Here is a 25,097-nt window from a genome sequence, read left to right on the forward strand (position 1 = left end):
GGCGGGGACAGATTTGAATCTGTAAATTGGGTAGATAACAAATGAAAATGTGGAAGAAGGCATCCGCAGCTTGTCTGGCAGGTGCGTCCCTGCTTGCCAGCCACGCGGCGTTCGCGGTCAGCGACATGCCCGGCGGCCCCGCCGTGCGCCAGCTCAACCTGACCGAGCCCGTTACCAAGATCGCCGAACAGATTCACTGGCTGAACTGGATGATGCTGATCATCTGCACGGTGATCTTCGTCGCGGTTTTCGCAGTGATGTTCTATTCCATCTTCACGCACCGCAAGGCCAAGGGCTCCAAGCCCGCTTCCTTCCACGAGAGCATCACGGTCGAGGTGGTCTGGACCATCGTCCCGTTCCTGATCGTGATCGCGATGGCGCTGCCGGCCACCAAGACCGTGGTCGCGATGAAGGACACCACCAACTCCGACATCACCATCAAGGCCACCGGCTACCAGTGGAAGTGGGGCTATGACTACCTGAAGGGCGAAGGCGAGGGCATCTCCTTCGTGTCGACCCTGACCACCCCGCGCGAGCAGATCAACAACGAGCAGCCCAAGGGCAACACCTACCTGATGGAGGTGGACAACGAGCTGGTCGTGCCGGTCAACAAGAAGATCCGCATCGTCACCACCGCCAACGACGTGATCCACGCCTGGATGATCCCGGCCTTCGGCGTCAAGCAGGATGCGATCCCCGGCTTCGTGCGCGACACCTGGTTCAAGGCCGAGAAGATCGGCGTGTACCGTGGCCAGTGCGCCGAGCTGTGCGGCAAGGAACACGCCTTCATGCCGATCGTGGTGCGCGTGGTTTCCGATGCCGACTACACCAAGTGGGTCGACGGCAAGAAAAAAGAGCTGATGGCCAAGGCCGACGATCCCAACAAGACCTGGACGCTGGACGAATCCAAGGTGCGTGGCGAGAAGGTCTACGCCGCCAACTGCGCGGTCTGCCACCAGCCCAACGGCAAGGGCGGCGGCGCCTTCCCGGCGCTGGACGGCTCCAAGATGGTCAATGGCCCGAAGGCCGGCCAGATGCACATACTGCTGGAAGGCAAGGGCGGCATGCCGTCGTGGAAGCAGCTGTCGGACACCGAGCTGGCGGCGGTCATGACCTATACGCGCAACGCCTGGAGCAACAAGACGGGTGAAGTGATCCAGCCGAGCGACTTCGTGGGTGCCCGCGCGGGCAAGTTCCCCGAAGGCGGCGGCGCGGCCGGCGGCGAAGCCCCCAAGGCCGACGCCAAGCCCGGCGCCAAGCAGGCCAGCCTCGCGGGCAACCGCGTTGCAGGCTGACCCGCTGAAGACAGAACAGGATTAGAGGAGCATTTGCGATGAGTACTGCTACCCCGGACGCGCTCGCCCATCCGCACGATCACGCGCATGACGACCACGCGCACGATCACCCGCATGGCTGGCGCCGCTGGCTGTTCGCCACCAACCACAAGGACATCGGCACGCTGTACCTGCTGTTCTCGTTCATCATGCTGCTGTCGGGCGGCCTGCTGGCGCTGCTGATCCGCCTGGAGCTGTTCGAGCCGGGCCTGCAGTTCTTCCGCCCCGAGCTGTTCAACCAGTTCACCACCATGCACGGCCTGGTGATGGTGTTCGGCGCGATCATGCCGGCCTTCGTCGGCTTCGCCAACTGGATGATCCCGCTGCAGATCGGCGCGTCCGACATGGCGTTCGCGCGCATGAACAACTTCAGCTTCTGGCTGATGCCTCCGGCCGCGCTGCTGCTGGCCGGCTCGTTCTTCGCCCCGGGCGGCGCCACCGCCGCCGGCTGGACCCTGTACGCGCCGCTGTCGGTGCAGATGGGCGCGGGCATGGACATGGCCATCTTCGCGATGCACATCATGGGCGCGTCGTCGATCATGGGCTCGATCAATATCATCGTGACCATCCTCAACATGCGTGCCCCCGGCATGACGCTGATGAAGATGCCGATGTTCTGCTGGACCTGGCTGATCACCGCCTACCTGCTGATCGCCGTGATGCCCGTGCTGGCCGGCGCCATCACCATGGTGCTGACCGACCGCCACTTCGGCACGAGCTTCTTCTCGGCCGCCGGCGGCGGCGATCCGGTGATGTACCAGCACATCTTCTGGTTCTTCGGCCACCCCGAGGTGTACATCATGATCCTGCCGGCATTCGGGATCATCTCGCAGGTGGTGCCGGCGTTTGCCCGCAAGCGCCTGTTCGGCTACAGCTCGATGGTGTACGCCACCGCCTCGATCGCCATCCTGTCGTTCATCGTGTGGGCCCACCACATGTTCACGACCGGCATGCCGGTGACCGGCCAGTTGTTCTTCATGTACGCGACCATGCTGATCGCGGTGCCCACCGCCGTGAAGATCTTCAACTGGATCGCGACGATGTGGCGCGGCTCGATGACTTTCGAGACCCCGATGCTGTTCTCGATCGGCTTTATCTTCGTGTTCACCATCGGCGGCTTTACCGGCCTGATGCCGGCCGTGGCGCCGATCGACATCCAGCTGCAGGACACCTACTTCATCGTGGCGCACTTCCACTATGTGCTGGTGGCCGGCTCGCTGTTCGCGCTGTTCGCGGGCTTCTACTACTGGGGTCCGAAGTGGAGCGGGTTCATGTACAACGAAGCCCGCGGCAAGGTCCACTTCTGGGGTTCGCTGATCTTCTTCAACGTGACCTTCTTCCCGATGCACTTCCTGGGCCTGGCCGGCATGCCGCGCCGCTATGCCGACTATCCGACCCAGTTCACCGACTTCAACGCGATCGCGTCGATCGGCGCGCTCGGCTTCGGCCTGATGCAGGTGTATTTCTTCTTCTTCGTGGTGCTGCCGTCCTACCGTGGCGGCGAGAAGGCCGCGGACAAGCCGTGGGAAGGCGCCGAAGGGCTGGAATGGACCGTGCCGTCGCCGGCGCCGTTCCACACCTTTGAAGTGCCCCCGCAGGTTCGCTAAGCGGCCAGCGTAACCAGGCGTGGTGGCGGCAATGTCCGCCGCCACGCCAGCCAGTCACACAACATGCAGGCTCCAGACAAAAACCCATCACACCCGGACCCGAAGGCCGCCAACCGGCGCCTTGGCCTGATCCTGCTGTCGATCGTGGTGGTTTTCTTTTTGGGGTTCTTCGCCAAGATGGTGTTCCTTGGCTGAGGTGGCAGGGTAGCGAGATGAGCGTCGACCAGCAGGGCAGGGAAGCGCAGGAAGCGCGGGAAGCCGACAAGCGCTTCAACCGCGGCATGATGGTGCGATTGGTGGTGATCGTCGCCGTGATGTTCGGCTTCGGCTATGCGCTGGTTCCGCTGTACAAGAAGATCTGCGACATCACCGGCATCAACGTGGTGACCACGCGCGAGCTGCATGGCGGCTCGGTGAAGAACACGCAGGTCGACAAGAGCCGCACGGTCACGGTGGAGTTCGACTCCAACGCGCGCGGGCCCTTTGCCTTCCGTCCGGTGAAGAACAGCATGGAAGTGCATCCGGGCGAGATGATGACCATCGTCTACGAGGTGGCCAACGGGCAGTCGCGCGATATTTCCGCGCAGGCCATCCCGAGCTACGCCCCCAAGCAGGCGACCCAGTATTTCAAGAAGCTGGAGTGCTTCTGCTTCAAGCAGCAGACGCTCAAGGCGAACGAGGCGCGCGAGATGCCGGTGGTGTTCGTGATCGACCCCGCGCTGCCCAGGGATGTGAAGAGCATTACGCTGTCGTACACCTTCTTCGAGGTGGGCACACCGGTGGCGCAGGCTCCCGAAGGCCAGTTGTCGGCACCGGCGACGGCGCCGGCGGGCAAGGGCAGCTGAGGGGGGCGCGATGGACGAACTCAAGGACGCCGCCAAACGGAAGATGTCCTTCGCGCAGACCATGCGCGCGGTGCTGTGGTCGTTTATCGGCCTGCGCAAGGGCGCGGAGCACGAGCGCGACATGGCGCGGCTGAACCCGGTGCATGTGGTCATCGCCGGGCTGATCGCCGCGGCAGTGTTTATCGCGGTGCTGGTCGTCATCGTCCGGATGGTGGTCAGCCAGGCGGCAGGGTAGCAAGGCAGGAAGGGTAGACAACAAGGCAGTCGCAGAAAAACAACCGCGCCGACGCGGCCGTCCACAGGAGGCGGGCGGCCCCGGGAAAACCGGCACGGATAACGAATACTGAATCAAAGACTCTGAGCTGGAGATAAAAGAATGAGTGCGAATCGCGCAAACGCTCCGTACTACTTCGTACCGGGCCCGTCGCGCCACCCGATCACGGCAAGCTTCGGCCTGCTGATGACAGGTGCCGGAGCCGCCGGTTGGGTGAACGGGCAATCCTGGGCGCCGTACCTGTGCGTCTTCGGCCTGCTGTGGTTCCTGTTCGTGCTCAAGAGCTGGTTCGGCGACGCCATCAGCGAATCCGAAGGCGGGATGTACGGCAAGAACATCGACATCTCGTTCCGCTGGTCGATGGGCTGGTTCATCTTCTCCGAGGTGATGTTCTTCGCGGCGTTCTTCGGCGCGCTGTTCTATGCCCGCGCCATCGCCATGCCGTGGCTGGGCGACCTGAACAACAAGATCCTGTGGCCCGACTTCGCCGCGGTGTGGCCCAACCTGGGGCCGGCCGGCGTGGTGGAATCGTTCCAGACCATGGGCCCGTGGCCGATCCCGACCATCAACACCGCGCTGCTACTGATGTCGGGCGTGACGCTGACCTGGGCGCACCACGCGCTGCTGGCCGGCAAGCGCAACCAGCTGATCCAGGGCATGGTGCTGACCATCCTGCTGGGCGCGATCTTCATGTGCCTGCAGGTGTACGAGTACATGCACGCCTACCAGGACCTGAACCTGAAGCTGACCTCGGGCATCTACGGTTCGACCTTCTTCCTGCTGACCGGCTTCCACGGTTTCCACGTGACCATGGGCGCGATCATGCTGGCGGTGGTGCTGGGCCGCGTGCTCAAGGGCCACTTCACGCCGGATCACCACTTTGCCTTCGAAGGCGCCGCCTGGTACTGGCACTTCGTTGACGTGGTGTGGCTGTTGCTCTACGTCGTGGTGTACTGGCTGTAAGCTGCCATACCCGCCGGCCGCCCCGCAGCGGGGTGCCGGCGCCAACGCAAAAGAGAAACGCCGCAGGAGGCCCGGCAGCCTGCGGCGTTTGTCGTTTGCATTGGCCTCAAGCCATGCGGTCCGTCAGGGCGCCATGCGGATGCCCGTGCTGTGGATCCAGCCCATCCAGCTCGAGAACAGGATGAACAGGAACAGCGCCACCGAAAAACCCACGCGCAGCATCAGCGAGCGCATCATGTTGGGCGTCTTGCCGCGGTCGCGCATCATGAAGAACAGGGCGGAGGCCAGGCTGGCGATGATCAGGATGAAGGCGACGATGATGACGAAGCGCATGGCGGGGCGGGTTGGCAGCGGAGCTTGCCGCAGTCTCGTAGTAGTGGCCGCGATGGATGACGGTGCGGCACATTATCGCACCGGCCCCGCATGCATGCCGCCGGGCATGTCGGCGCAATGAAGGCAGGCCGCCTACTCGGCGTGCTGCCGCTGGCCGCCGCGCTGGTGGTGATTGCCGTGACCGCTGCGCTTGGCAACTGGCAGCTCAACCGCGCGCACGAGAAAGAGGCGCGCGCCGCGCGGCTGCAGGCACTGGCGGCACAGCCGCCGGTGGAACTGGGCACCGCGCCGCTGTCACAAGTTGTGACGGATCGAAGGGTGCGGGTCACGGGGCGGTTCGACACGGCCCGCACCGTATTGCTGGATAATCGCCCCCACGGCGCCGGCGGGCGCAGCGGCGACAGCCGTGCCGGCTTCCTGGTGGTCACGCCGCTGGTGATTAGTCCGGCACAGGACGGTGCCGGCGCCACGCGGGCGGTGCTGGTGCTGCGCGGCTGGCTGCCGCGCGATGCGCAGGACCGCACCCGGATCGCGCCCTTTCCGACGCCCGACGGCGAGGTGACCATCGAAGGCACGGCACTGGCGGCCGTGCCGCGGGTCTATGGCCTGGGCCAAGCGGCCAGCGCCGAGGCCGGCAGCAGGATCCGCCAGAACCTGGAAATCGCCGACTACGCCGCCGAAACCGGGCTGGCGCTGCAGCCGCTGGTGGTCGCGCAGCGCAGCGATACCGGCGACGGCCTCGCTCGCGACTGGGCGCCGGCCGATGCGGGCGCGGACCGGCACTATGGCTATGCCTTCCAGTGGTTCGGCCTGGCTGCGCTGACGGTGGTATTGGTGGCGGTGCTGGGCTGGCACGCGCGCCGGCGCGCGGTAGCGTCCGCGGCCCGCAACAACGCATGAACGGATGGCAGCACGACCGGGGCAGGTTCCCGGACGGGCCTGACTGCAGATGAAAAAGGACAGACGTACTCCCATGTCACAGCAAGACTCCGCCCCGGCACCCGTCGGGCCTCCCGCGATGTCGGCCTCGCCGCAGGATCCCCGCATCGACGCGCGCACGCGCCGTGGCCGCCTGCAGATGCTGATGCTGTTGCTGGTGTGCGCCTCGCCGGTGATCGCCTCCTATTTCACCTACTACGTCATCAAGCCCAGGGGCGGCGCCACCAACTACGGCGCGCTGGTCGATCCACAACGGCCGATGCCGCCGGTGCGCGTCACCGACGAGCAAGGCAACGCCGTGCCGCTGGAGCAGTACCGCGGCAAGTGGCTGCTGGTGACGGCGGATCCGTCCGCGTGCGACGAGGCCTGCGCAAAGAAGCTCTTCACCATCCGCCAGATCCGCGCCGGGCAAGGCCAGGACCGCGAGCGCATCGTGCCGGTGTGGCTGATCACCGATGACGGCAAGATCGACGAGCGCCTGAGCACCGCCTACAACGGGCCCTACGCCGGCGTGCGCTTCCTGCGCATCGACCACCAGGTGGCGCAGCAATGGCTGCCGGCCGAGCCGGGCAAGCGTGCCGAGGACACCATCTTCCTGGTGGATCCGCTCGGCAACCTGATGATGCGCTTCCCGCAGGATCCGGACCCCAAGAAGCTGAGCGGCGACCTGAAGAAGCTGCTCAAGGTCTCGCGCATCGGTTAAGGGGAAGGGCATGCTGCTGCAACTGGCCGTCATCGGCGTCCTGATCGCACTGCTGCCGCTCAGCTACGTGCTGGTCAAGGGCGATCGCAACAAATACCGCAAGCTGGTCTGGATCACCGCCTTCCTGACGCTGGACCTGATCATGTTCGGCAGCTTCACGCGGCTGACCGACTCCGGCCTGGGCTGCCCGGACTGGCCGGGCTGCTATGGACACTCCAACCCGCATGCCGCAATGGAGCCGATCCGGGCGGCCGAGACCGCGCTGCCCAGCGGTCCGGTGACGCTGATGAAGGCGTGGATCGAGATGATCCATCGCTACTTCGCCATGGCGGTGGGCGTGCTGATCATCGCGCTGATGGTGCTGGCATGGGTCAAGCGCCGCGAGCTGAAGCAATCGCCATGGTTCGCCACCGGCGTGCTGGTGCTGGTGTGCGTGCAGGGCGCATTCGGCGCGTTCACCGTGACCATGAAGCTGCAGCCGATCATCGTGGTCACGCACCTGATGCTGGGCATGGCACTGCTGGCCGCGCTGATCCAACTGGGCTCGCGCAGCGACCCGCCGCACCCGGTCGTACCCGAGGCGGCGCGGCTGCACTGGCCGGTTCGCATCGGCCTGTTGTTGCTGGTGATCCAGATTTTCCTGGGCGGCTGGGTCAGCACCAACTACGCGGTGCTCGCCTGCACGGATTTCCCGCTGTGCAACGGCCAGCTGGTGCCCGAGATGGACTTCCGGCACGGCTTCACGCTGTGGCGCCAGCTTGGCATGACGGCCGCTGGCGACTACATCCCGCACGCTGCGCTGGTTGCGATCCACTGGGTGCACCGGGGCTTTGCATTCGTGGTGCTGGGCTACCTGGCGTGGTTCGGCTTGCGTGCGCGCCGGCTGGAGGGGCTGCACCGGCAGGCAGGCTGGCTGCTCGGCATGCTGGTGCTGCAACTGGCCACCGGGATGTCCAATATCGTGTTCGACTGGCCCCTGGTGGCGGCGGTCGCCCACAACGGCGGCGCGGCGGTGCTCCTGCTGCTGCTGGTCCGCCTCCACTACAATATAGGGCTCGCGACCCGGGCCGCCGGCGCCCCCAAAGCCATGCCGAACGCCGCCCGCGCCACATGAAAGACAAGACCCCTTCCGTGGTTACCGCTACACACCCTCATTCACTGGGCAAGCTGAGCCGGATACGGCACCTGGCCCGGCAATATGCCGCCCTGACCAAGCCGCGCGTGACGCAGCTGGCAGTCTTCTGCGCCATCATCGGCATGTTCCTGGCCACGCCCGGCATGGTGCCGTGGCGCGTGCTGATCGGCGGTGCCGCAGGCATCTGGCTGCTTGCCGGCGCCGCCTTTGCCATCAATTGCCTGGTCGAGCAGAAGATCGATGCGCTGATGCGCCGCACCGCCTGGCGCCCGTCCGCCACCGGCGAGATCACCACCCCGCAGACGCTGGTGTTCTCCGCCATCCTTGGCGGCGCTGGCATGTGGATGCTGCACGAGTTCGCCAACGACCTGACGATGTGGCTGACCTTCGCCACCTTCCTGGGCTATGCGGTGGTCTACACCATCCTGCTCAAGCCGGCCACGCCGCAGAACATCGTCATCGGCGGGCTGTCCGGCGCTATGCCGCCGGCGCTGGGCTGGGCCGCCGTCGCCGGCGAAGTGCCGGCCGAGGCCTGGTTCCTGGTGCTGATCATCTTTACGTGGACGCCGCCGCACTTCTGGGCGCTGGCGCTGTACCGGCGCGCCGACTATGCCAAGTCGGGCCTGCCGATGCTGCCGGTCACCCACGGCGAGCGCTACACGCTGCTGCATATCCTGCTGTACACGCTGATCATGATCGCGGCGACGCTGCTGCCGTTCGTCTACGGCATGAGCGGCTACATCTACCTGGTGGCCGCGCTGGCGCTGGGCGGCGGCTTCCTGGCCTATGCCTGGAAGATGTACCGCAATTACTCGGACGAGCTGGCGCAGCGCACCTTCCGCTTCTCGATCCTGTACCTGTCGCTGCTGTTCGCGGCGCTGCTGGTCGACCATTACTTCAAGTTCGTGCCGCAGGTCTGACCGGCCTTGCCACGCTGCGGGCTGCGTCATCTTGTCGCGGCCGGCGCAGCGCGGCGGCGCCATCGGCGATACTGGGTGCTTTCGCCGACCTTTCCATTGCTGATCGTTCCACACAAGCTTTCGCGCATGCCCAGACCCGCTTCCGGCCTGTTCTCAGCCTTCCGCCGCTTTTCCCTGGTTGCCGCGCTCGCGCTGGCGCTGGCAGCCTGCGGCCAGCAGAAGGCGTCGTTCCGCAATGTCGATATCAGCGGCGCGGCGGATTTCGGCAAGGATTTCTCGCTGCCCGACCACAATGGCAAAGTCCGCACCATTGCCGACTTCAAGGGCAAGGCGGTGGTGATGTTCTTCGGCTATACCCATTGCCCCGACGTATGCCCGACCACCATGGCCGAGCTCAAGGCGGTGATGGAGCAGCTGGGCCCCGATGCCGACCGCGTCCAGGTGCTGTTCGTCACGGTCGATCCGGAGCGCGACACGCAGGCGCTGCTGGCGCAGTACGTCCCAGCATTCGACCCGCGCTTCCTGGGCCTGCGCCCGGCCGACGACGCCGCGCTGCAGAAGCTGGCCAAGGACTTCAAGGTGTTCTACGCCAAGGTGCCGGGCAGCTCGCCCAACAACTACACGGTGGATCACTCGGCGGGCAGCTATGTGTTCGATCCGGAAGGCCGGCTGCGGCTGTTCATCCGCCACGGCCAGGGGCCGGAGCCGATCGCGCACGACCTGAAGCAGCTGCTTTCCTGACGCCTGACGGTGCGGCATAACGTCGCACCGCTGCGATCGCAGGCAAAAAAAAGCCGGTCCACTTGGACCGGCTTTTTGCATGGGTGCCCGGCATCAGGCAAATGCCTGCAGCGCCCCTTTCATCTTCTTCATCGCCGCGGCTTCGATCTGGCGGATGCGCTCCGCCGAGACGCCGAACTCGGCGGCCAGCTCATGCAGCGTGGCGCCGCCCGAGCCGTCGTCGGCCACGTTCAGCCAGCGCGCCTCGATGATCCGGCGGCTGCGCTCGTCCAGCCGGCCCAGCGCTTCTTCCAGGCCTTCGACCTGCATGCGGTCCTGGCGCTTGGCTTCCAGCACGCGCGTGGGTTCGTTGTGGTTGTCAGCCAGGTAGGCGATGGGGGCGAATTCCTCTTCGCCGTCGTCGACCTGGCCTTCCAGCGCGAGGTCGCCGCCCGACAGGCGGGTTTCCATCTCCATTACTTCTTCCGGCTTCACGTTCAGCTCGCGCGCGACTGCCTCGACCTGCTCCGGCGTGAACGTGTGCGAACCCTGCTTGTGGCTGCGCAGGTTGAAGAACAGCTTGCGCTGGGCCTTGGTGGTTGCCACCTTGACCATGCGCCAGTTCTTCAGCACGTACTCGTGGATCTCGGCCTTGATCCAGTGCATCGCATACGAGACCAGGCGTACGCCCTGCTCGGGATCGAAGCGCTTCACGGCCTTCATCAGGCCGATATTGCCTTCCTGGATCAGGTCGGCGTGCGGCAGGCCATAGCCCAGGTACTGGCGGGCGATCGACACCACCAGTCGCAGGTGGGACATCACCAGCTGGCGGGCGGCATCGACGGAATCGTTATCGCGGAGATCGCGCGCCAGGCGCTGCTCTTCCTCCGCGGTCAGCAACGGAATTCGGTGGACAGCCTGGATATAGCTGTCGAGATTGCCCACGGTCGCCGGGAAGGTCAGCGCAAAGCTGCTCCCGCTACGGGGCGCCGTCGGCAGACGGCTAGTCGTCAGGGTTTGTTCGGCAGACAAGACTGCGTTCACTCAATCGCTCCTTTCGCATCCGGCGGTTGGGTTGCCGGGTCATGTCCCGCACGTCCTTGTGGGAACGGCGGCGGCACTGCAACACATCTTAGCACTCCATCCGGGTGAGTGCTAATTGGAGTCCCAACGGTCTTGATAGTTCCCGTCGATTGACTCGCCGCATAGAATAGCAATAACGCTATGAGGCGGCGTCGGGGATACTCGTGGCTGGGTACACTCGTGTTAGAGCGAATGTGTGCCCGCCGGTTCTGCATGCCAGTGGAATGATTTGTTGCGCCAGCGGCTACACTCGACGCAAGCGGCGGCAAGCTGGCACGCTTGCCGATCTCTCATACTCCGGAGGAGCTATGTCTGCTATCGAACACTTGTTGAAACCGCATGTGCGCGACCTGGGCGATTTCACCGTGCGCCGCCTGCTGCCGGCCGCTGCGACCCAGACGGTCGGGCCATTTATCTTCTTCGACCATATGGGGCCGGTGCAGATGCCGCCGGGCGAGGGTGCCGATGTGCGCCCGCATCCGCATATCGGGCTGGCGACCGTCACCTACCTGTTCGAAGGCGAGATCATTCACCGCGACAGTCTCGGCAGCGAGCAGGCGATCCGGCCGGGCGACGTCAACTGGATGACTGCCGGCCACGGCATCGTCCATTCGGAGCGCTCGCCCGATTCCGCGCGCGCCGACGGCGCGCGCCTGCACGGCATCCAGACATGGGTGGCATTGCCGCAGTCGCACGAGACCGACGAACCGTCCTTCTTCCACCATCCCGCTGCAACGCTGCCGCGCATCGAGCGGCCGGGGGTGCGCATGGTGGTGATCGCCGGCGATGCCTTCGGCAAGACTTCGCCGGTCAAGGTCTTCAGCCGCACCCTGTACGTGGCGATCGAGCTGGATGCGGGCGCGAGCGTGGAGATCCCCGCCGACCATGCCGAGCGCGGCATCTACCCGGTGGACGGCGCGGTGTCGCTGGACGGCGAGCCGCTGCCGGCCGAGCACATGGTGGTGCTGACGCCCGGGCAGCCGGCGCTGCTGATGGCGACGGCGCCTTCGCGCGTGATGCTGCTGGGAGGCGACCCGACCGACGGCCGCCGCTTCATCTACTGGAATTTCGTGGCCAGCAGCAAGGAAGCCATCGAGTCCGCTGCCAGACGCTGGGAGGACGACCAGTTTCCGCGCGTGCCGGGCGACGAGCGCGAGCGCATCCCGCTGCCCGCGCGCAAGCCCTGAACCGGGCGGTCCGGGCTCAGACCGCGCTCAGACCGCGCTCAGACCGCGCGTTTAGACCGGACTGGCCCAGGTGACGCGGGTGCCGAGCTTCAGGCACTCGCGGATGGCTTCGACCTGCGTGGCGATTGGCGCCGGCACCGGCACGGCGCCATCGAGCACGCGCCGGATCCATGCCGCGGTCAGGCCGGCATCATTGCCGGGCGGCAGATCCGGCACTTCGGCCAGCGATCCGCCGGAGGGATTGACCAGCGTCTGCTGGTGCCCTTCATGCAGCCAGTCGATGCGGCCGCTGCGGCGCGCATCGGCCACCACTTCGCCTTCGGTGCCGCGTGCCAGCAGCACGTTGGCCGGCTCGTGAGAGAAATAGTCGGTCAGCGTCTCGCGGTATTCCGGGTGGGTATAGCTATACAGCCGCAAGCCTTCAGCCGGCGCGTGCTCGCCCACCGGCTGCAGCATCTTGGCCACGGTATGCGACGAGTTGCGCAAGCCGATCACGGTGCGCCGCTCCAGCAGCTGCGACAGGCCCGGCGACAGCACATCGACCGGCAGCACCGCCAGCGGGCCGTCGCCGCCGGTCTCGCGCAGCCGTGCCGAGGCTTCGGCCGTGCTGGCGCACAGGGGAATGCCCAGCGCCTCGAACAGGGTCATGCTGGTGATGCGGTCATTGAAGACGCGCGTCCCGTGCACCAGTACGGGGATGCCGTCGCGAGCCAGCAGCAGCGCCAGCAGCGGCACCAGGTTTGGCTGCTTGCGTGCGCCGTTGTAGCTGGGGATCACTACCACCTGGCGCTCGGGCGGCGCGGGCAGCGGCTGGCAGTGCGCATGGGCGGCCTCGAGCATGCCGGCCAGTTCGTGCGGGGCCTCGCCCTTGATGCGGTAGGCCATCAGGATCGCGCCCAGCTCCAGGTCGGACACGCGCCCAGCCAGCATCGCGTCGAACAGGGTCTTGGCGTCGTCGCGCGGCAGCGCGCGCGCGCCGTTGACGCCACGGCCGACTTCCTTGATATAGCGGGCGGCGGAAAACGGGTTGGCTGGCGTGGTCATGGCGGCTTGGGGGAGGAGTCTGTTCTGGGTTCATGATAGCGGAGCAGCGCCGTCGCGCCCATCGCCGCCCGTTGCCACGGACGAGCGCGACGGCGGGGAGCACGCTCAGGCTGCTTCCTGGAGCGCGGGATTGCGCTGCTTGCGGTAGAGAAAGTCCAGCACCGCGGTACGGCAGGCGTGGTAGTCCTTGTCGTCGGCCAGCGCCACGCGGTCGCGCGGGCGCGGCAGGTCCACCCTGAGGATCTCGCCGATGGTGGCGGCCGGGCCGTTGGTCATCATCACGATGCGGTCGGCGAGCAGCACGGCCTCGTCGACATCGTGCGTGACCATCACCACCGTGCTGCGCGTGCGCGCCACGATCTTGATCAGTTCGTCCTGCAGGTGTGCGCGGGTCAGGGCATCGAGCGCGCCGAAGGGTTCGTCCATCAGCAGCACCTTGGGCGCCATCGCCAGCGCGCGGGCAATGCCGACGCGCTGCTTCATGCCGCCGGAGATCTCGTGCGGATACTTGCCCTCGGCGTGCGTCAGGCCCACCAGCGCCAGCGTCTCGTGCGTGCGCGTCTTCAGTTCAGCCTTGCCTTCGCTGGCACCGAACACACGCTCCACGCCCAGGTAGACGTTCTCGAAGCAGGTCAGCCACGGCAGCAGCGAATGGTTCTGGAACACCACGGCGCGCTCCGGCCCGGGTCCGGCGATCTCGCGCCCGGCGCAGATCAGCGCGCCGGTGGTCGGCGTGGCCAGCCCCGCGATCAGGTTCAGCAGCGTGGACTTGCCACAGCCGGAGTGGCCGATCAGCGTGATGAACTCGCCCTCGGCGATCTGAAGGTTGATGTCGCGCAGGGCGACGAACGGCCCTTTGCGCGTCTTGAAGGTCTGTCCGACGTTCTCGATGCTGACGAACTTGTCCATGGCGTCTCTCCCTCGCTCTTAGTTGGCGCCGTAGCTGAAGCGCCGTGCCAGTGCCAGCAATGCATGCTCGAGCATCAGTCCGATGATGCCGATCACGAAGATCGCGATCACGATGTGCTCGACCTTCAGGTTGTTCCACTCGTCCCACAGCCAGAAGCCGATGCCGGTGCCGCCGGTCAGCATCTCGGCCGCGACGATCACCAGCCACGCCGTGCCGATCGACAGCCGCACGCCGGTCAGCATGTAGGGCAGCACCGCGGGAAACAGCACCCGCGTGAACACCTTCCATTCCGACAGGTCAAGCACGCGCGCCACGTTCAGGTAGTCCTGCGGCACGCGCGTGACGCCTACCGCGGTGTTGATCACCATCGGCCAGATCGAGCAGATGAAGATGGCCCAGATCGCCGCCGGGTTGGCAGCCTTGAACAGCAGCAGCCCGATCGGCAGCCACGCCAGCGGCGAGACCGGCCGCAGCAGGCTGATCACGGGCGACGCCATCGCGTTCAGGAATGCAAAGCGCCCGATCAGGAAGCCCGCCGGAATGCCGATCACGGCGGCCAGGCCGAAGCCCGCGGCCACGCGCGCCAGCGACGCCAGCACATTCCAGCCGATGCCCTGGTCGTTGGGGCCGTTGCGGTAGAACGGGTCGGAGAACAGCGGCACCGCCGCGTTCCACGTTGCACCCGGCGTCGGAATCGCCGGGATCAGCGTGGCGATGCCGTGCCAGGCCATCACGAACACGGCAAAGCCCAGGATCGGCGGCACGGCCTTGAGCACCAGCGCGCCGAGCAGGTCTTGGCGTTGTGCGTGGCGTTGTGCGCGCCGTTCCTGCGCGGCGATTTCCAGCTCGCGCCGCCGTGCGCGTTCCTTGATGTCGGTGTCGGTGGCGGCGACATTGGCAGCATTGGCGCCTTCAGGCGCGGTGTGGGCGATGGCATTCACATCGGGCTCCTTTATCCAGGGGCGCTGCGGATCGGTGGGGTGGTGGCGGCCTGTGGTCAAGCGTTCTGCGCGCCGGCCTTGATCTTGAAGCCGTCGGCATACGCCTTCGGGTCCTTGGTGGCATCCCAGACCACGCCGTCGATCAGCTTTGCGGTACGGAAGTCGCCCTTGGGCAGCGGCACCTGCGCCGCGGTGGCGGCCTGCCTGAAGATGTCGATGCGGTTGACCTGCTTCGCCACGGCCAGGTAGTCGGGGTGCTCCTTGAGCAGGCCCCAGCGCTTGTGCTGGGTCAGGAACCACATGCCATCGGACAGGAACGGGTAGTTGGCGCTGCCGTCCTGGTAGAACTTCATGGCATCGGGATCGTCCCAGGTCTTGCCCAGGCCGTTGCTGTAGCGGCCAAGCATGCGGTCCAGGATGATGTCCATGTCGGTGTTGACGTAGGACTTGGCGGCGATGGTCTCGGCGGTCTTGCGGCGGTTCGAGGCCGAAGCGTCGATGAACTTGGACGCTTCCAGCACCGCAGCCACCATCGCGCGCGCGGTGTTGGGGTACTTCTGCACGAATTCCGCGGTGGTGCCGAGCGTCTTCTCCGGATGGTTCTTCCAGATCGACTGGGTGGTCTCGGCGGTAAAGCCGATCTTGTCGGCGATGGCGCGCGCGCCCCAGGGCTCGCCCACGCAGAAGCCGTCCATGTTGCCCACGCGCATGTTGGCCACCATCTGCGGCGGCGGCACGGTGATGGCCTTGGCGTCCTGCATCGGGTTGATGCCGTTGGCCGCGAGCCAGTAGTACAGCCACATCGCGTGCGTGCCGGTGGGGAAGGTCTGCGCGAAGGTGTAGTCGCGCTTTTCCTTCATCATCAGCGCCTTCAGGCTGGCACCGTCGCGCACGCCTTTCTCGGCCAGCTTGGACGACAGCGTGATGGCCTGGCCGTTGTAGTTCAGGTTCATCAGGACCGCCATGTCTTTCCTGGGGCCGCCGATGCCGAGCTGCACGCCGTAGATCAGGCCGTACAGCACGTGCGCGGCGTCGAGCTCGCCGTTGACCAGCTTGTCGCGCACGCCGGCCCACGAGGCTTCCTTGGTCGGCGTGATCTTGATCCCGTACTTCTTGTCGAGGCCGAGCGTGGACGCCATCACCACTGAAGCGCAGTCGGTCAGCGGGATGAAGCCGATGCGCACGTCGGTCTTCTCGGGGGCGTCGGAGCCCGCCGCCCACGCCCCGGCGCGCACCAGCGGATCGACCAGCGTCATCACGCTGGCGCCGGCGATGGTCGCCAGCGCGCGGCGGCGGCCGCTGCTGGCCGGCACCGCGTCGGCTGCGGCCGCCGAGGCGGCTTCGGAGGCGTTCACCGCCGCGTGCAGCGGCTTGGCAATCCTGAGGCGAGAGGGCATTGCGAAACTCCAAGAAAAAAGCGTCCCCGTCCGTGCCGGCTTCGCCAGAAGACGGGTACGGTGCAGGGACGCCGTTGTCCATGGCGTGACGCAGCCTGCGTTGGCTGGGTCCGCCTAAATTGTGATCGGCCGCCGTTGGCCGATGCCTGCATATCGCAAGGCGTGTGCCAGCCTGTGCGGTGCAGCATTTCGGGGCGGAACCGTGCCGGCGGAGTGATGCTTCGGGATGAAATGAGCGAACGCGGTGCGTGCGCCGGCTGCGCTGCCGCATCCCGGGGCAGAGCCGAGGACGGCGGGGCGCGAAGGATTCGCTTTGGGGCAGCGCCAGTATCGTGCATTGCACCAGCCGCGGGCTGTGGCGCCCCGCGGCCGGCAGGCGGGCGTTCAGCCCATGACGTCGATCACGCGCTGGGCTGCATCGACCAGCTTCAGGCCGCGCTCCATCGCCATACTGCGCAGGCGCTTGTAGGCCTCGTCCTCGGTGATGCCGCGCGCCTGCATCAGCAGGCCCTTGGCGCGCTCGACCACCTTGCGCTCGGCCAGCTTGAGGCGGGTGGCGTCGAGTTCGGCGCGCAGTTGCTGGTCCAGCTCGAAGCGGGCATAGGCGACGTCGAGCACCGTCTTGACGCGCTCGGCGCGCAGGCCGTCGACGATATAGGCGGTGATGCCCGCCGACAGCGCGGCCTTGATGCGCTGGCTGTCGTCGTTGTCGGTGAACAGCACAATGGGGCGCGGCGCATGCTGGGTCGAGACGCAGACGTGCTCGATGGTGTCGCGCGCGGCCGATTCCGAGGCGATGATCAGCATGTCGGGCTGGGTCGCGGTGATCACGTCCGGCAGGCGCAAGTCGGCATCGACGATCTGGATCTCGCTGAAGCCCGCGCTGACCAGTCCGTTGCGGATGGTCTCGACGTTGAGTGGGTTACCGTCAAGGGGATCGCGCACCAGCAGGATACGCAGCGCCCGACCGGCGGCGGGGGCAGGCGTCGATGGCGATGGGGGCGGATGGCGTCGGGTCATGGCTTGATTCTGTTGCAGTGCGCCATGCAAGATTCGCGCCGGGTTCGGCGGTCCACGCCGCACTGCCGTGGTGCAGAGTGGTCGCGGGCCCGCCTGGATTCATTGTATGCCGTCGTACGCAGCCCACCGCGCGCGGTGTATCCTGTGGCCCTGCCGCGCCGGGGGCGTCTGCTGGCGACGCCGCGATGCACACCCTCGCATCCCGGCTGCGGGACCGATCAGAAAAAATCTGGAGAGATGCATGACCGAATTCGTGTTCGCCCCGCCGGCCCCCGTTGGGGTGCCGGTGCGTGGCAGCGACGCTAGCTTCCCGGTCCGCCGCGTGTACTGCGTCGGCCGCAACTATGCTGCCCATGCCCGCGAAATGGGCTCGGACCCCGACCGCGAACCGCCGTTCTTCTTCTGCAAGCCGGCCGACGCGGTCAGCTACGTCGCCGACGGCACCGAAGGGGCGTTCCCGTACCCGCCGGGCACCAGCAACTGCCACTATGAAGTGGAGCTGGTGGTGGCGATCGGCACGGGCGGGCGCGACATCCCGGTGGAAAGCGCCGCGCAGCACGTGTTCGGCTACGCCGTGGGCCTGGACATGACCCGCCGCGACCTGCAGAACGAGTCCAAGAAAACCGGCCGCCCCTGGGAAACCGGCAAGGCCTTCGACAAGTCGGCGCCGATCGGCCCGATCGTGCCGGTCTCGGCCATCGGCCATCCGCAGAAGGGCGAAGTGACGCTGTCGGTCAACGGCGTGGAGAAGCAGCGCGGCGACCTGTCGGACCTGATCTGGTCGGTGCCGGAGATGGTGTCGTACCTGTCCAGGCTGTTCGAGTTGCAGCCGGGCGACCTGATCTTCAGCGGTACGCCTGAAGGCGTGGGCCCGGTGGTCAAGGACGATGTCATGCAATGCCACGTCGGCGGCGTGGGCGACCTCACCATCAAGGTAGTCTGATCCGATGCTCAAGCTCTACAGCTACTTCCGCAGCTCAGCCTCGTTCCGCGTGCGCATCGCGCTGGAACTGAAGGGGCTGCCGTACGAATACGTGCCGGTGCACCTGCTCAAGGACGGCGGCCAGCAGCTCAAGCCCGAATTCCGCGCGGTGAACCCTGACGGCCTGGTGCCGGCGCTGGCCGACGACGGCAACGTGCTGCAGCAATCGCTGGCCATCGTCGAATACCTGGACGAAGTCCATCCCGAGCCGAAGCTGCTACCCGGCACGGCGCTGGACCGCGCCTATGTGCGCGGGCTGGCGCAGGAAATCGCGTGCGAGATCCATCCGCTGAACAACCTGCGCGTGCTCAAGTACCTGAAGCACAAGGTGGGTGTGACCGACGAGGTCAAGGACGCGTGGTACCGCCACTGGATCGAGCTGGGCTTCGAGTCGCTGCAGGCCAACCTGGCGCGCGGCGGCAAGGCGGGGCGCTTCTGCCTTGGCGATACGCCGACGCTGGCCGATATCTGCCTGGTGCCGCAGGTGTTCAATGCGCAGCGCTTCAATGTCGACGTGAGCCGCTATCCGGCGATCGCGAGGATCTACGAAGCGTGCATGGCGATGGAGGCGTTCCAGAAGGCGGAGCCGAAGGCGCAGCCGGACGCGGAGTGAGCGTGTTGCTTTGATGTGCTGAGGGTTTGCTCCCCTCTCCCGCTTGCGGGAGAGGGGCAGGGGTGAGGGCTGGAGGGTCTCAACGGCTGACGCCTGTGGGTTCAAACCGCTGCCCTCGCGTCACGTGGTTCCTTGCTAGACCACACCCCAACCCTCTCCCCATGAGGGGAGAGGGAGAACACCTTGCTAAGGCTAGCACGGGCGGCTTGGGAGCACCCAAAACCGTTGGCTTCGGCGTTGTTCTGGATGCTTATCCCAGAAGCGCTTCGGCGAATTCCTCCGCCTTGAACGGCTGCAGATCCTCCACCTTCTCGCCCACGCCGATGAAGTACACCGGCACCGGGCGCTGGCGCGCGATCGCCGCCAGGATGCCGCCCTTGGCTGTCCCGTCCAGCTTGGTCACGACCAGGCCGGTCAGCCCCAGCGCATCGTCGAAGGCGCGGGTTTGCTGCAGCGCGTTCTGGCCGGTATTGGCGTCGATCACCAGCAGCACCTCATGCGGCGCGGTCGGCATGGCCTTGCTGATGACGCGCTTGACCTTCTTCAGCTCTTCCATCAGGTGCAGCTGCGTCGGCAGGCGGCCGGCGGTATCGGCCATCACGATGTCGATGCCGCGCGCCTTGGCCGCGTTCACCGCGTCGAAGATCACCGCGGCGGGGTCGCCGCTTTCCTGCGCCACCACCGTGACGTTGTTGCGCTCGCCCCAGATCGTCAGCTGTTCGCGCGCGGCGGCGCGGAAGGTATCGCCGGCGGCCAGCAGCACCTTCTGGTCGTAGCGCTGGAAGTGCTTGCACAGCTTGCCGATGCTGGTGGTCTTGCCGGCGCCGTTGACGCCCGCGATCATCATCACCAGCGGCTGTTCGCGGCCCAGCGCCATGGTCTTTTCCAGCGGGCGCAGCAGGTCGGTCAGAAGCGTCTTGAGCGCGGCCTTGACGCCTTCGGCCGATTCGATGCGCTCGGACCTGACCCGCTTGCGCAGCTCGGCGAGCAGATATTCGGTGGCTTCCACGCCCGCGTCGGCCATCAGCAGCGCGGTCTCCAGCTCCTCGAACAGCGCCTCGTCGACCTTGACGCCGACGAACAGCGTGCCGATGTTGCGGCTGGTCTTGGACAGGCCGGTACGCAGCCGCTGCATCCATCCTTGCCGGGCTTCGGCGCTGGTGGCGGGCGGGGGGACCAGTTCAAGCGTTTCGATGGTGGCGGCCTCGGGCGCGGCCTGGGACACGGCCACGGGGGCCGGCGCCGGGGGCGGGACCTGGGCGGGGACTGGTGTCGGCGTCGGGACCGGAGCCGGGGTAGGGACCGGGGCAGGCGTGGGGGTGGGCGCGGGCGCCTCTAGCGGCGCGGGTGCCGGCGCTGGCGTCTCGACGGACGCGGGCTCGGCCTTGCGCTTCTTCCAGAAACTAAACATTGGGGAATGGAGTCAATACCGGGGCCGCTACCCTGGTGGCACACTGCCGGCAGGCGACCGGTTAATAATCAAGGGCTTACGCTGACATCGCGAAGGTCGGGGAGAACCCGTTGTGGTCCCGGCCGGCGATTGCGTATAGTTCGCTACATCAGTTCGCTACATGGCTGATCCGCGCGCGCATGCCGCCCGCGCGGATCGATCGGCAAAATTCTAGCAGACGGGGTCGCATGAACCATTGCGCTGTCCTGACCGCGGCGGGCGCCGAAGGTGCCCAAGCACGCATCCAACGGCATTCCCAGCCTACCTCCTCAGCACTTCCAGCCGGCGCCGCGCGCCTGGCGCGGCGCATCGTCCCGGCGTTGCTGCTCGGCCTGCTCCCCTGGTCATTGCCGGCCGGCGCCCAAGGCGTGGTCGGATCGCCGATGCCTTCCGCGCAGACCGCGCCCGTCGGCGCCACCGCGCATGGCACCACCGAATACCGGCTCTCCAACGGCCTGCGGCTGATCGTCAAGGAAGACCACCGGGCGCCCACGGTGGCGCACCAGATCTGGTACCGCGTCGGCGGCATCGATGAGGTCAGCGGCACCACGGGCGTGGCCCACATGCTCGAGCACATGATGTTCAAGGGCACGCCCAAGGTCGGCGTGGGCGAGTTCTCCAAGCAGGTGGCGGCACTGGGCGGGCGCGAGAACGCCCTGACCAACCGCGACTTCACCATGTACTACCAGCAGATCGGCAAGCAGTACCTGCCGAAGATGATGGAGCTGGAGGCCGACCGCATGGCCAACCTCATCATCAAAAAGGACGAGTTCGACCGCGAGATGAAGGTGGTGATGGAAGAGCGCCGCCTGCGCACCGACGACTCGTCGCGCGGCACCGTCTATGAGCAACTGCTCGCCACCGTCTATACCGCGGCGGCGTATCGCCATCCGGTGATCGGCTGGATGGACGACCTGGTCAATATGCGGGTCGAGGACGTCAAGGACTGGTACCGCCAGTGGTACGTGCCGAACAACGCGATGGTGATCGTCACCGGCGACGTCAAGGCCGAGGAAGTGCGCGCGCTCGCCGAGCGCTACTACGGCAAGCTCAAGCCGCGCACGCTGCCGCTGCGCAAGGACCAGGAAGAGCCGGAGCAGAAGGGCATCAAGCGCATCTGGGTCAAGGCACCGGCCGAGAACCAGTACATGGTGATGGCATACAAGGTGCCGAGGCTGCGCGATGTCGAGAAGGACGTCGACCCGTACGCGCTGGAAGTCCTGGCGGCCGTGCTCAACGGCTACGACAATGCCCGCCTGACGCGCGAACTGGTGCGCGAGCAGCGCCTGGCCGACGACGTCAACGTCGGCTACGACAGCATCAACCGCGGCGAGTCGCTGTTCGTCCTCGACGGCACGCCCGCGGCCGGCCACAGCACCGACGAGATCGAGCGCGCCCTGCGCGCCGAGATCCAGCGCATTGCCAAGGAAGGGGTCTCGCCGGAAGAGCTCAAGCGGGTCAAGGCGCAGGTGGTGGCCGGGCAGATCTACAAGCGCGATTCGGTGTTCGGGCAAGGCATGGAGATCGGCGTATCCGAGATTTCTGATCTCTCGTGGCGCCAGATCGACCGTATGCTCGACAAGATCAAGGCCGTCACGCCGGCGCAGGTGCAGGCAGTCGCCTCGAAGTATTTCAACGACGATAACCTGACCGTGGCCACGCTGGTGCCGCAGCCGATCGATCCGAACAAGCCCAAGACCCAGGCCCCGTCGGGCCTGCGCCACTGAGGAACGACCATGTCCCAGTCCGCCACTTCATTCAATGCGCGGCCCCGCACGCTGCGCATGCTGGCCGGCGCGGCGCTCGGCGCCGCCATGCTGCTGGCCGCGCAGCTGGCCCAGGCCGCGATCCCGATCGAGCACTGGACCGCATCCACCGGCGCGCGCGTGTACTTTGTCCACAGCCCGTCGATCCCGATGCTCGACGTCAATATCGACTTCGATGCCGGCAGCCGCTATGACCCGCCCGGCAAGGCCGGCCTGGCGACTCTGACGGCGGCGCTGCTGGACAAGGGCGCGGGCGCACAGGACGGCCAGCCGGCCCGTGACGAGGCGCAGATTGCCGACGCCTTTGCCGATACCGGAGCGGCTTTCGGCGGCGCGGCGGGCGGCGACCGCGGCGGCATCGGGCTGCGCACGCTGACCGCGCAACCCGAGCTGGACCAGTCGGTGGCGCTGGCCGCGCAGCTGATCAAGGCGCCGACCTACCCGGACGCCGTGGTCGGGCGCGAGAAGCAGCGCCTGATCACCGCCATCCGCGAGGCCGACACCAAGCCGGGGGTGATTGCCGACAAGGCGCTGTCCAGGGCCATGTACCCGGACCATCCCTACGGCATCGCGGCTACGCCGGAGAGCGTGCAGTCGATCACGCGCGATGACATCGCCAGATTCTGGCGCGACAACTACGGCGCGCAGCGCGCGGTGGTGACGCTGATCGGCGCCATCGACCGCAAGCAGGCCGAAGCCCTTGCCGAGCGGCTTACGAGCGGGCTGCCGCAGGGCAGTGCCGCCCCGGCGCTGCCGCAGGTCAAGCTCAACATCCCGGCCAGCGAGCAGCGCCTGCCGCATCCGGCGCAGCAATCGAGCGTGGCCATCGGCCAGCCGTCGATCGCGCGCGGCGACCCTGACTACTTCGCGCTGCTGGTGGGCAACTACGTGCTTGGCGGCGGCGGTTTCAGTTCGCGCCTGACCGACGAGGTGCGCGAGAAGCGCGGACTGACCTACGGTGTCGACAGCTATTTCGCGCCGTCGAAACAGCCGGGGCCGTTCGGCATCAGCCTGCAGACCAAGAAGGCGCAGACCGATGAAGCGCTGGCATTGGTGCGCCAGGTGCTGGCGCGCTTTGTCGCGGAAGGGCCGACCGACAAGGAACTGCGCGCGGCCAAGGACAACCTGATCAATGGCTTCCCGCTGCGCATCGACAACAACCGCAAGCTGCTGACGAACGTTGCCAATATCGGCTGGTACGGACTGCCGCTGGACTATCTTGACACCTGGACCGCGCAGGTCGGCAAGGTCACCCGCGAGCAGGTCAGGGCGGCCTTCCAGCGCCATGTGCGCCCGGACGGCATGGCCACGGTGATCGTCGGCGGCCCGGTGGGAAGCGCGCCGACCGCCTCGCGAAAGTGATGCAGGCGCCTCAACGCGCGGGTCCGCCTATGCGCGCGGCCTCACGCGTGGCTGCGGCGAACCGTCCCGCAGGCTCTACAATCACGGGATGAATTCGCGTTCCCGATTGCCTTCGCCCGCTCCCGGCGGGCGTACTCCTTCCTCCGCGCCGGCCGCTGCCGCCGGCGGACGTTCTCCCGCAGCCCCTCCGCGCCCGGTGCCGCGCCAGGCGCCGTCCCAGGTCCGCATCATCGGCGGGCGCTGGAAGCGTACGCTGCTGCCGGTGCCCGACGCTCAGGGTTTGCGCCCGACGCCCGACCGCGTGCGCGAAACCCTGTTCAACTGGCTCGGCCAGGACCTGTCGGGGCTAGCCTGCCTGGACCTGTTCGCCGGCTCCGGCGCGCTCGGCTTCGAAGCCGCCTCCCGCGGCGCGGCTGCAGTAACGCTGGTGGAATTCAACCCGCGCGCAGCCAGGCAGCTGCGCGACAACCAGTACCGGCTCGATGCCAGCCAGGTGCGCGTCGTGCAGGGCGATGCCTTTACGGTCGCGGCGCAGCTGCCCGACGGCAGCTTCGACGTGGTGTTCCTGGACCCGCCCTTTGCCGAGGACTGGATCGGCCCGTCGCTGGAGCATGCCGCGCGGCTGCTGCGGCCCGGTGGCGCCGTCTATGTCGAAACCGACCATGCGCTGACCGGCGTCGACGCCCCGGTCCCGGCATCGCTTGAGATCGTGCGCCATGCGCGCGCCGGCGCGGTGCATTTCCATCTGCTGCAGCACCGCCAGCACCGCCAGCACCCACAGCACGGCAACGGCGCCGGTTGACGGCCTGCTCCGGGATTGCGCGAAGCTCCAGTTTCGCCATGTGCTAAGGGCACCTTTCCGATTGCGGAACGGATTCTTGGGTGCAGTGCCGCAAAACGGTGTGCCGCCCGCCTTCCAAGTGGCGCATTTAGGGTTACACTACGCCGCTGTCACAACGCTCGCGACGCAGCACCCGCGCCGGTCCGGCCGGCGAACGAGGCGGCCACAACGGCCGGCAGCGGGCAGATCAAGGAGGAAGTATGGTCATCGCGGTCTATCCCGGCACCTTCGATCCAATGACCCGGGGACACGAGGATCTAGTCCGCCGTGCGTCGAACATCTTCGACGAACTGGTGGTCGGCGTGGCGCACAGCCCCAACAAGCGCCCGTTCTTTTCGCTCGACGAGCGCATCGGCATTGCCCGCGAAGTGCTCGGGCACTATCCCAACGTCCGCGTGGAAGGATTCGCCGGGCTGCTCAAGGACTTCGTGCGCAAGAACAATGCGCGCGTGATAGTGCGCGGCCTGCGCGCGGTGTCCGACTTCGAGTACGAATTCCAGATGGCGGGCATGAACCGCTACCTGCTGCCCGACGTGGAAACCATGTTCCTGACCCCGTCGGACCAGTACCAGTTCATCTCCGGCACCTTCGTGCGCGAGATCGCGGTGCTGGGCGGCGATGTCAGCAAGTTCGTGTTCCCGTCGGTGGAACGCTGGCTGCAAGAGAAAATCGCCAAACCGGAATAAAATACGGCTTCAGACACGTCAGACCGCGGCCAGTCGGGCGCG

General features: G+C 66.6%; 26 protein-coding genes. 18 read left to right on the forward strand and 8 right to left on the reverse strand.

The window, feature by feature from the left end; all coding sequences use genetic code 11:
• Positions 1-41: 41 nt before the first annotated feature.
• From coxB to E1J61_RS08280, 6 genes are all read left to right on the forward strand, one after another.
• Positions 42-1,295, forward strand: a complete 1,254-nt coding sequence (gene coxB / locus E1J61_RS08260; RefSeq protein WP_133093605.1) for a cytochrome c oxidase subunit II — start codon at positions 42-44, stop codon at positions 1,293-1,295.
• A 38-nt stretch (positions 1,296-1,333) separates the two neighbouring features.
• On the forward strand, positions 1,334-2,941 hold the full coding sequence (gene ctaD / locus E1J61_RS08265) for a cytochrome c oxidase subunit I (RefSeq protein WP_133093606.1): 1,608 nt from the start codon (positions 1,334-1,336) through the stop codon (positions 2,939-2,941).
• A 63-nt stretch (positions 2,942-3,004) separates the two neighbouring features.
• Positions 3,005-3,136, forward strand: coding sequence for a cytochrome oxidase small assembly protein (locus E1J61_RS38175; protein ID WP_209756341.1), 132 nt, complete (start codon positions 3,005-3,007; stop codon positions 3,134-3,136).
• A 17-nt stretch (positions 3,137-3,153) separates the two neighbouring features.
• Positions 3,154-3,786: a cytochrome c oxidase assembly protein gene (locus E1J61_RS08270; RefSeq protein WP_133093607.1), complete on the forward strand. Its 633-nt coding sequence runs from the start codon at positions 3,154-3,156 to the stop codon at positions 3,784-3,786.
• Positions 3,787-3,796: 10 nt separating this feature from the next.
• Positions 3,797-4,021 carry a DUF2970 domain-containing protein gene (locus E1J61_RS08275; RefSeq protein ID WP_133093608.1) on the forward strand — a complete coding sequence of 75 codons (225 nt, stop codon included), beginning with the start codon at positions 3,797-3,799 and terminating at the stop codon, positions 4,019-4,021.
• A gap of 141 nt (positions 4,022-4,162) precedes the next feature.
• A complete protein-coding gene (locus E1J61_RS08280; protein ID WP_133093609.1) occupies positions 4,163-5,023 on the forward strand; it encodes a cytochrome c oxidase subunit 3 in 861 nt (286 codons plus the stop codon).
• Positions 5,024-5,146: 123 nt separating this feature from the next.
• Here E1J61_RS08280 and E1J61_RS08285 read toward each other — a convergent pair whose 3' ends face one another.
• On the reverse strand, positions 5,147-5,356 hold the full coding sequence (locus tag E1J61_RS08285) for a twin transmembrane helix small protein (RefSeq protein ID WP_029046742.1): 210 nt from the start codon (positions 5,354-5,356) through the stop codon (positions 5,147-5,149).
• A 117-nt stretch (positions 5,357-5,473) separates the two neighbouring features.
• On the opposite strand from E1J61_RS08285, the gene E1J61_RS08290 reads away from it, so the two are divergent.
• The 5 genes from E1J61_RS08290 (at position 5,474) to E1J61_RS08310 (ending at position 9,794) form a co-directional block, all read left to right on the forward strand.
• A complete protein-coding gene (locus E1J61_RS08290; RefSeq protein WP_133093610.1) occupies positions 5,474-6,256 on the forward strand; it encodes an SURF1 family protein in 783 nt (260 codons plus the stop codon).
• A gap of 73 nt (positions 6,257-6,329) precedes the next feature.
• Positions 6,330-6,998 carry a cytochrome C oxidase subunit I gene (locus E1J61_RS08295; protein WP_133093611.1) on the forward strand — a complete coding sequence of 223 codons (669 nt, stop codon included), beginning with the start codon at positions 6,330-6,332 and terminating at the stop codon, positions 6,996-6,998.
• 10 nt (positions 6,999-7,008) lie between these two features.
• A complete protein-coding gene (locus tag E1J61_RS08300) occupies positions 7,009-8,112 on the forward strand; it encodes a heme A synthase (protein WP_133093612.1) in 1,104 nt (367 codons plus the stop codon).
• Complete coding sequence (gene cyoE, locus E1J61_RS08305; protein ID WP_133093613.1) at positions 8,109-9,053, forward strand: heme o synthase; 945 nt, start codon at positions 8,109-8,111, stop codon at positions 9,051-9,053. Before E1J61_RS08300 ends, cyoE begins: the two co-directional genes overlap by 4 nt.
• A 126-nt stretch (positions 9,054-9,179) precedes the next feature.
• The gene (locus E1J61_RS08310; RefSeq protein WP_133093614.1) at positions 9,180-9,794 is read left to right on the forward strand and encodes an SCO family protein; all 615 of its coding nucleotides are present in this window, start codon (positions 9,180-9,182) and stop codon (positions 9,792-9,794) included.
• A gap of 93 nt (positions 9,795-9,887) precedes the next feature.
• On the opposite strand, the gene rpoH is transcribed toward E1J61_RS08310, so the two are convergent.
• Positions 9,888-10,817 (reverse strand): RNA polymerase sigma factor RpoH, encoded by a 930-nt coding sequence (gene rpoH, locus E1J61_RS08315; RefSeq protein WP_133093615.1) that lies wholly within the window; start codon positions 10,815-10,817, stop codon positions 9,888-9,890.
• Between the two features lie 347 nt (positions 10,818-11,164).
• Between rpoH and E1J61_RS08320 the strand changes: the two genes are divergently transcribed.
• Positions 11,165-12,043: a pirin family protein gene (locus E1J61_RS08320; protein WP_133093616.1), complete on the forward strand. Its 879-nt coding sequence runs from the start codon at positions 11,165-11,167 to the stop codon at positions 12,041-12,043.
• Between the two features lie 51 nt (positions 12,044-12,094).
• On the opposite strand, the gene ybiB is transcribed toward E1J61_RS08320, so the two are convergent.
• From ybiB to E1J61_RS08345, 5 genes are all read right to left on the reverse strand, one after another.
• Positions 12,095-13,087: a DNA-binding protein YbiB gene (gene ybiB / locus E1J61_RS08325; RefSeq protein ID WP_133093617.1), complete on the reverse strand. Its 993-nt coding sequence runs from the start codon at positions 13,085-13,087 to the stop codon at positions 12,095-12,097.
• A 105-nt stretch (positions 13,088-13,192) separates the two neighbouring features.
• Complete coding sequence (locus E1J61_RS08330) at positions 13,193-13,996, reverse strand: ABC transporter ATP-binding protein (protein WP_133093618.1); 804 nt, start codon at positions 13,994-13,996, stop codon at positions 13,193-13,195.
• 18 nt (positions 13,997-14,014) lie between these two features.
• Positions 14,015-14,938 carry a nitrate ABC transporter permease gene (gene ntrB / locus E1J61_RS08335; protein ID WP_133093619.1) on the reverse strand — a complete coding sequence of 308 codons (924 nt, stop codon included), beginning with the start codon at positions 14,936-14,938 and terminating at the stop codon, positions 14,015-14,017.
• Positions 14,939-14,994: 56 nt separating this feature from the next.
• Positions 14,995-16,335 carry a CmpA/NrtA family ABC transporter substrate-binding protein gene (locus E1J61_RS08340; RefSeq protein ID WP_133093620.1) on the reverse strand — a complete coding sequence of 447 codons (1,341 nt, stop codon included), beginning with the start codon at positions 16,333-16,335 and terminating at the stop codon, positions 14,995-14,997.
• A gap of 384 nt (positions 16,336-16,719) precedes the next feature.
• Entirely contained in the window at positions 16,720-17,355 is a 636-nt protein-coding gene (locus tag E1J61_RS08345; protein ID WP_133093621.1) for an ANTAR domain-containing response regulator, read from the reverse strand.
• 241 nt (positions 17,356-17,596) lie between these two features.
• On the opposite strand from E1J61_RS08345, the gene E1J61_RS08350 reads away from it, so the two are divergent.
• Together E1J61_RS08350 and maiA are read left to right on the forward strand one after the other, a co-directional pair.
• Positions 17,597-18,298 (forward strand): fumarylacetoacetate hydrolase family protein, encoded by a 702-nt coding sequence (locus E1J61_RS08350; RefSeq protein ID WP_133093622.1) that lies wholly within the window; start codon positions 17,597-17,599, stop codon positions 18,296-18,298.
• 4 nt (positions 18,299-18,302) lie between these two features.
• Positions 18,303-18,950: a maleylacetoacetate isomerase gene (maiA, locus tag E1J61_RS08355; protein WP_133093623.1), complete on the forward strand. Its 648-nt coding sequence runs from the start codon at positions 18,303-18,305 to the stop codon at positions 18,948-18,950.
• A 250-nt stretch (positions 18,951-19,200) separates the two neighbouring features.
• Here the strand turns inward: maiA and ftsY are convergent, their stop codons facing one another.
• Positions 19,201-20,361, reverse strand: coding sequence for a signal recognition particle-docking protein FtsY (gene ftsY, locus E1J61_RS08360; protein WP_133093624.1), 1,161 nt, complete (start codon positions 20,359-20,361; stop codon positions 19,201-19,203).
• 227 nt (positions 20,362-20,588) lie between these two features.
• On the opposite strand from ftsY, the gene E1J61_RS08365 reads away from it, so the two are divergent.
• The 4 genes from E1J61_RS08365 (at position 20,589) to coaD (ending at position 25,055) form a co-directional block, all read left to right on the forward strand.
• The gene (locus E1J61_RS08365) at positions 20,589-22,127 is read left to right on the forward strand and encodes a pitrilysin family protein (RefSeq protein ID WP_133093625.1); all 1,539 of its coding nucleotides are present in this window, start codon (positions 20,589-20,591) and stop codon (positions 22,125-22,127) included.
• Positions 22,128-22,136: 9 nt separating this feature from the next.
• Entirely contained in the window at positions 22,137-23,528 is a 1,392-nt protein-coding gene (locus E1J61_RS08370) for a pitrilysin family protein (protein ID WP_133093626.1), read from the forward strand.
• Between the two features lie 88 nt (positions 23,529-23,616).
• Positions 23,617-24,330: a 16S rRNA (guanine(966)-N(2))-methyltransferase RsmD gene (gene rsmD / locus E1J61_RS08375; protein ID WP_207951189.1), complete on the forward strand. Its 714-nt coding sequence runs from the start codon at positions 23,617-23,619 to the stop codon at positions 24,328-24,330.
• Between the two features lie 239 nt (positions 24,331-24,569).
• On the forward strand, positions 24,570-25,055 hold the full coding sequence (coaD, locus tag E1J61_RS08380; RefSeq protein ID WP_029046761.1) for a pantetheine-phosphate adenylyltransferase: 486 nt from the start codon (positions 24,570-24,572) through the stop codon (positions 25,053-25,055).
• The last annotated feature ends 42 nt before the right edge of the window (positions 25,056-25,097 follow it).

The organism is Cupriavidus sp. L7L (assembly GCF_004353535.1).
In the GTDB taxonomy this organism is placed as follows: Bacteria; Pseudomonadota; Gammaproteobacteria; order Burkholderiales; family Burkholderiaceae; genus Cupriavidus; species Cupriavidus oxalaticus_A.

What these genes read in the sequence shown, in the direction of transcription:
- coxB (WP_133093605.1), top strand. Translation starts at nt 42, where the DNA reads ATGAAAATGTGGAAGAAGGCATCCGCAGCTTGTCTGGCAGGTGCGTCC.
- ctaD (WP_133093606.1), top strand. Translation starts at nt 1,334, where the DNA reads ATGAGTACTGCTACCCCGGACGCGCTCGCCCATCCGCACGATCACGCG.
- E1J61_RS38175 (WP_209756341.1), top strand. Translation starts at nt 3,005, where the DNA reads ATGCAGGCTCCAGACAAAAACCCATCACACCCGGACCCGAAGGCCGCC.
- E1J61_RS08270 (WP_133093607.1), top strand. Translation starts at nt 3,154, where the DNA reads ATGAGCGTCGACCAGCAGGGCAGGGAAGCGCAGGAAGCGCGGGAAGCC.
- E1J61_RS08275 (WP_133093608.1), top strand. Translation starts at nt 3,797, where the DNA reads ATGGACGAACTCAAGGACGCCGCCAAACGGAAGATGTCCTTCGCGCAG.
- E1J61_RS08280 (WP_133093609.1), top strand. Translation starts at nt 4,163, where the DNA reads ATGAGTGCGAATCGCGCAAACGCTCCGTACTACTTCGTACCGGGCCCG.
- E1J61_RS08285 (WP_029046742.1), bottom strand. Translation starts at nt 5,356, where the DNA reads ATGCGCTTCGTCATCATCGTCGCCTTCATCCTGATCATCGCCAGCCTG.
- E1J61_RS08290 (WP_133093610.1), top strand. Translation starts at nt 5,474, where the DNA reads ATGAAGGCAGGCCGCCTACTCGGCGTGCTGCCGCTGGCCGCCGCGCTG.
- E1J61_RS08295 (WP_133093611.1), top strand. Translation starts at nt 6,330, where the DNA reads ATGTCACAGCAAGACTCCGCCCCGGCACCCGTCGGGCCTCCCGCGATG.
- E1J61_RS08300 (WP_133093612.1), top strand. Translation starts at nt 7,009, where the DNA reads ATGCTGCTGCAACTGGCCGTCATCGGCGTCCTGATCGCACTGCTGCCG.
- cyoE (WP_133093613.1), top strand. Translation starts at nt 8,109, where the DNA reads ATGAAAGACAAGACCCCTTCCGTGGTTACCGCTACACACCCTCATTCA.
- E1J61_RS08310 (WP_133093614.1), top strand. Translation starts at nt 9,180, where the DNA reads ATGCCCAGACCCGCTTCCGGCCTGTTCTCAGCCTTCCGCCGCTTTTCC.
- E1J61_RS08320 (WP_133093616.1), top strand. Translation starts at nt 11,165, where the DNA reads ATGTCTGCTATCGAACACTTGTTGAAACCGCATGTGCGCGACCTGGGC.
- ybiB (WP_133093617.1), bottom strand. Translation starts at nt 13,087, where the DNA reads ATGACCACGCCAGCCAACCCGTTTTCCGCCGCCCGCTATATCAAGGAA.
- E1J61_RS08330 (WP_133093618.1), bottom strand. Translation starts at nt 13,996, where the DNA reads ATGGACAAGTTCGTCAGCATCGAGAACGTCGGACAGACCTTCAAGACG.
- E1J61_RS08340 (WP_133093620.1), bottom strand. Translation starts at nt 16,335, where the DNA reads ATGCCCTCTCGCCTCAGGATTGCCAAGCCGCTGCACGCGGCGGTGAAC.
- E1J61_RS08345 (WP_133093621.1), bottom strand. Translation starts at nt 17,355, where the DNA reads ATGACCCGACGCCATCCGCCCCCATCGCCATCGACGCCTGCCCCCGCC.
- E1J61_RS08350 (WP_133093622.1), top strand. Translation starts at nt 17,597, where the DNA reads ATGACCGAATTCGTGTTCGCCCCGCCGGCCCCCGTTGGGGTGCCGGTG.
- maiA (WP_133093623.1), top strand. Translation starts at nt 18,303, where the DNA reads ATGCTCAAGCTCTACAGCTACTTCCGCAGCTCAGCCTCGTTCCGCGTG.
- ftsY (WP_133093624.1), bottom strand. Translation starts at nt 20,361, where the DNA reads ATGTTTAGTTTCTGGAAGAAGCGCAAGGCCGAGCCCGCGTCCGTCGAG.
- E1J61_RS08365 (WP_133093625.1), top strand. Translation starts at nt 20,589, where the DNA reads ATGAACCATTGCGCTGTCCTGACCGCGGCGGGCGCCGAAGGTGCCCAA.
- E1J61_RS08370 (WP_133093626.1), top strand. Translation starts at nt 22,137, where the DNA reads ATGTCCCAGTCCGCCACTTCATTCAATGCGCGGCCCCGCACGCTGCGC.
- rsmD (WP_207951189.1), top strand. Translation starts at nt 23,617, where the DNA reads ATGAATTCGCGTTCCCGATTGCCTTCGCCCGCTCCCGGCGGGCGTACT.
- coaD (WP_029046761.1), top strand. Translation starts at nt 24,570, where the DNA reads ATGGTCATCGCGGTCTATCCCGGCACCTTCGATCCAATGACCCGGGGA.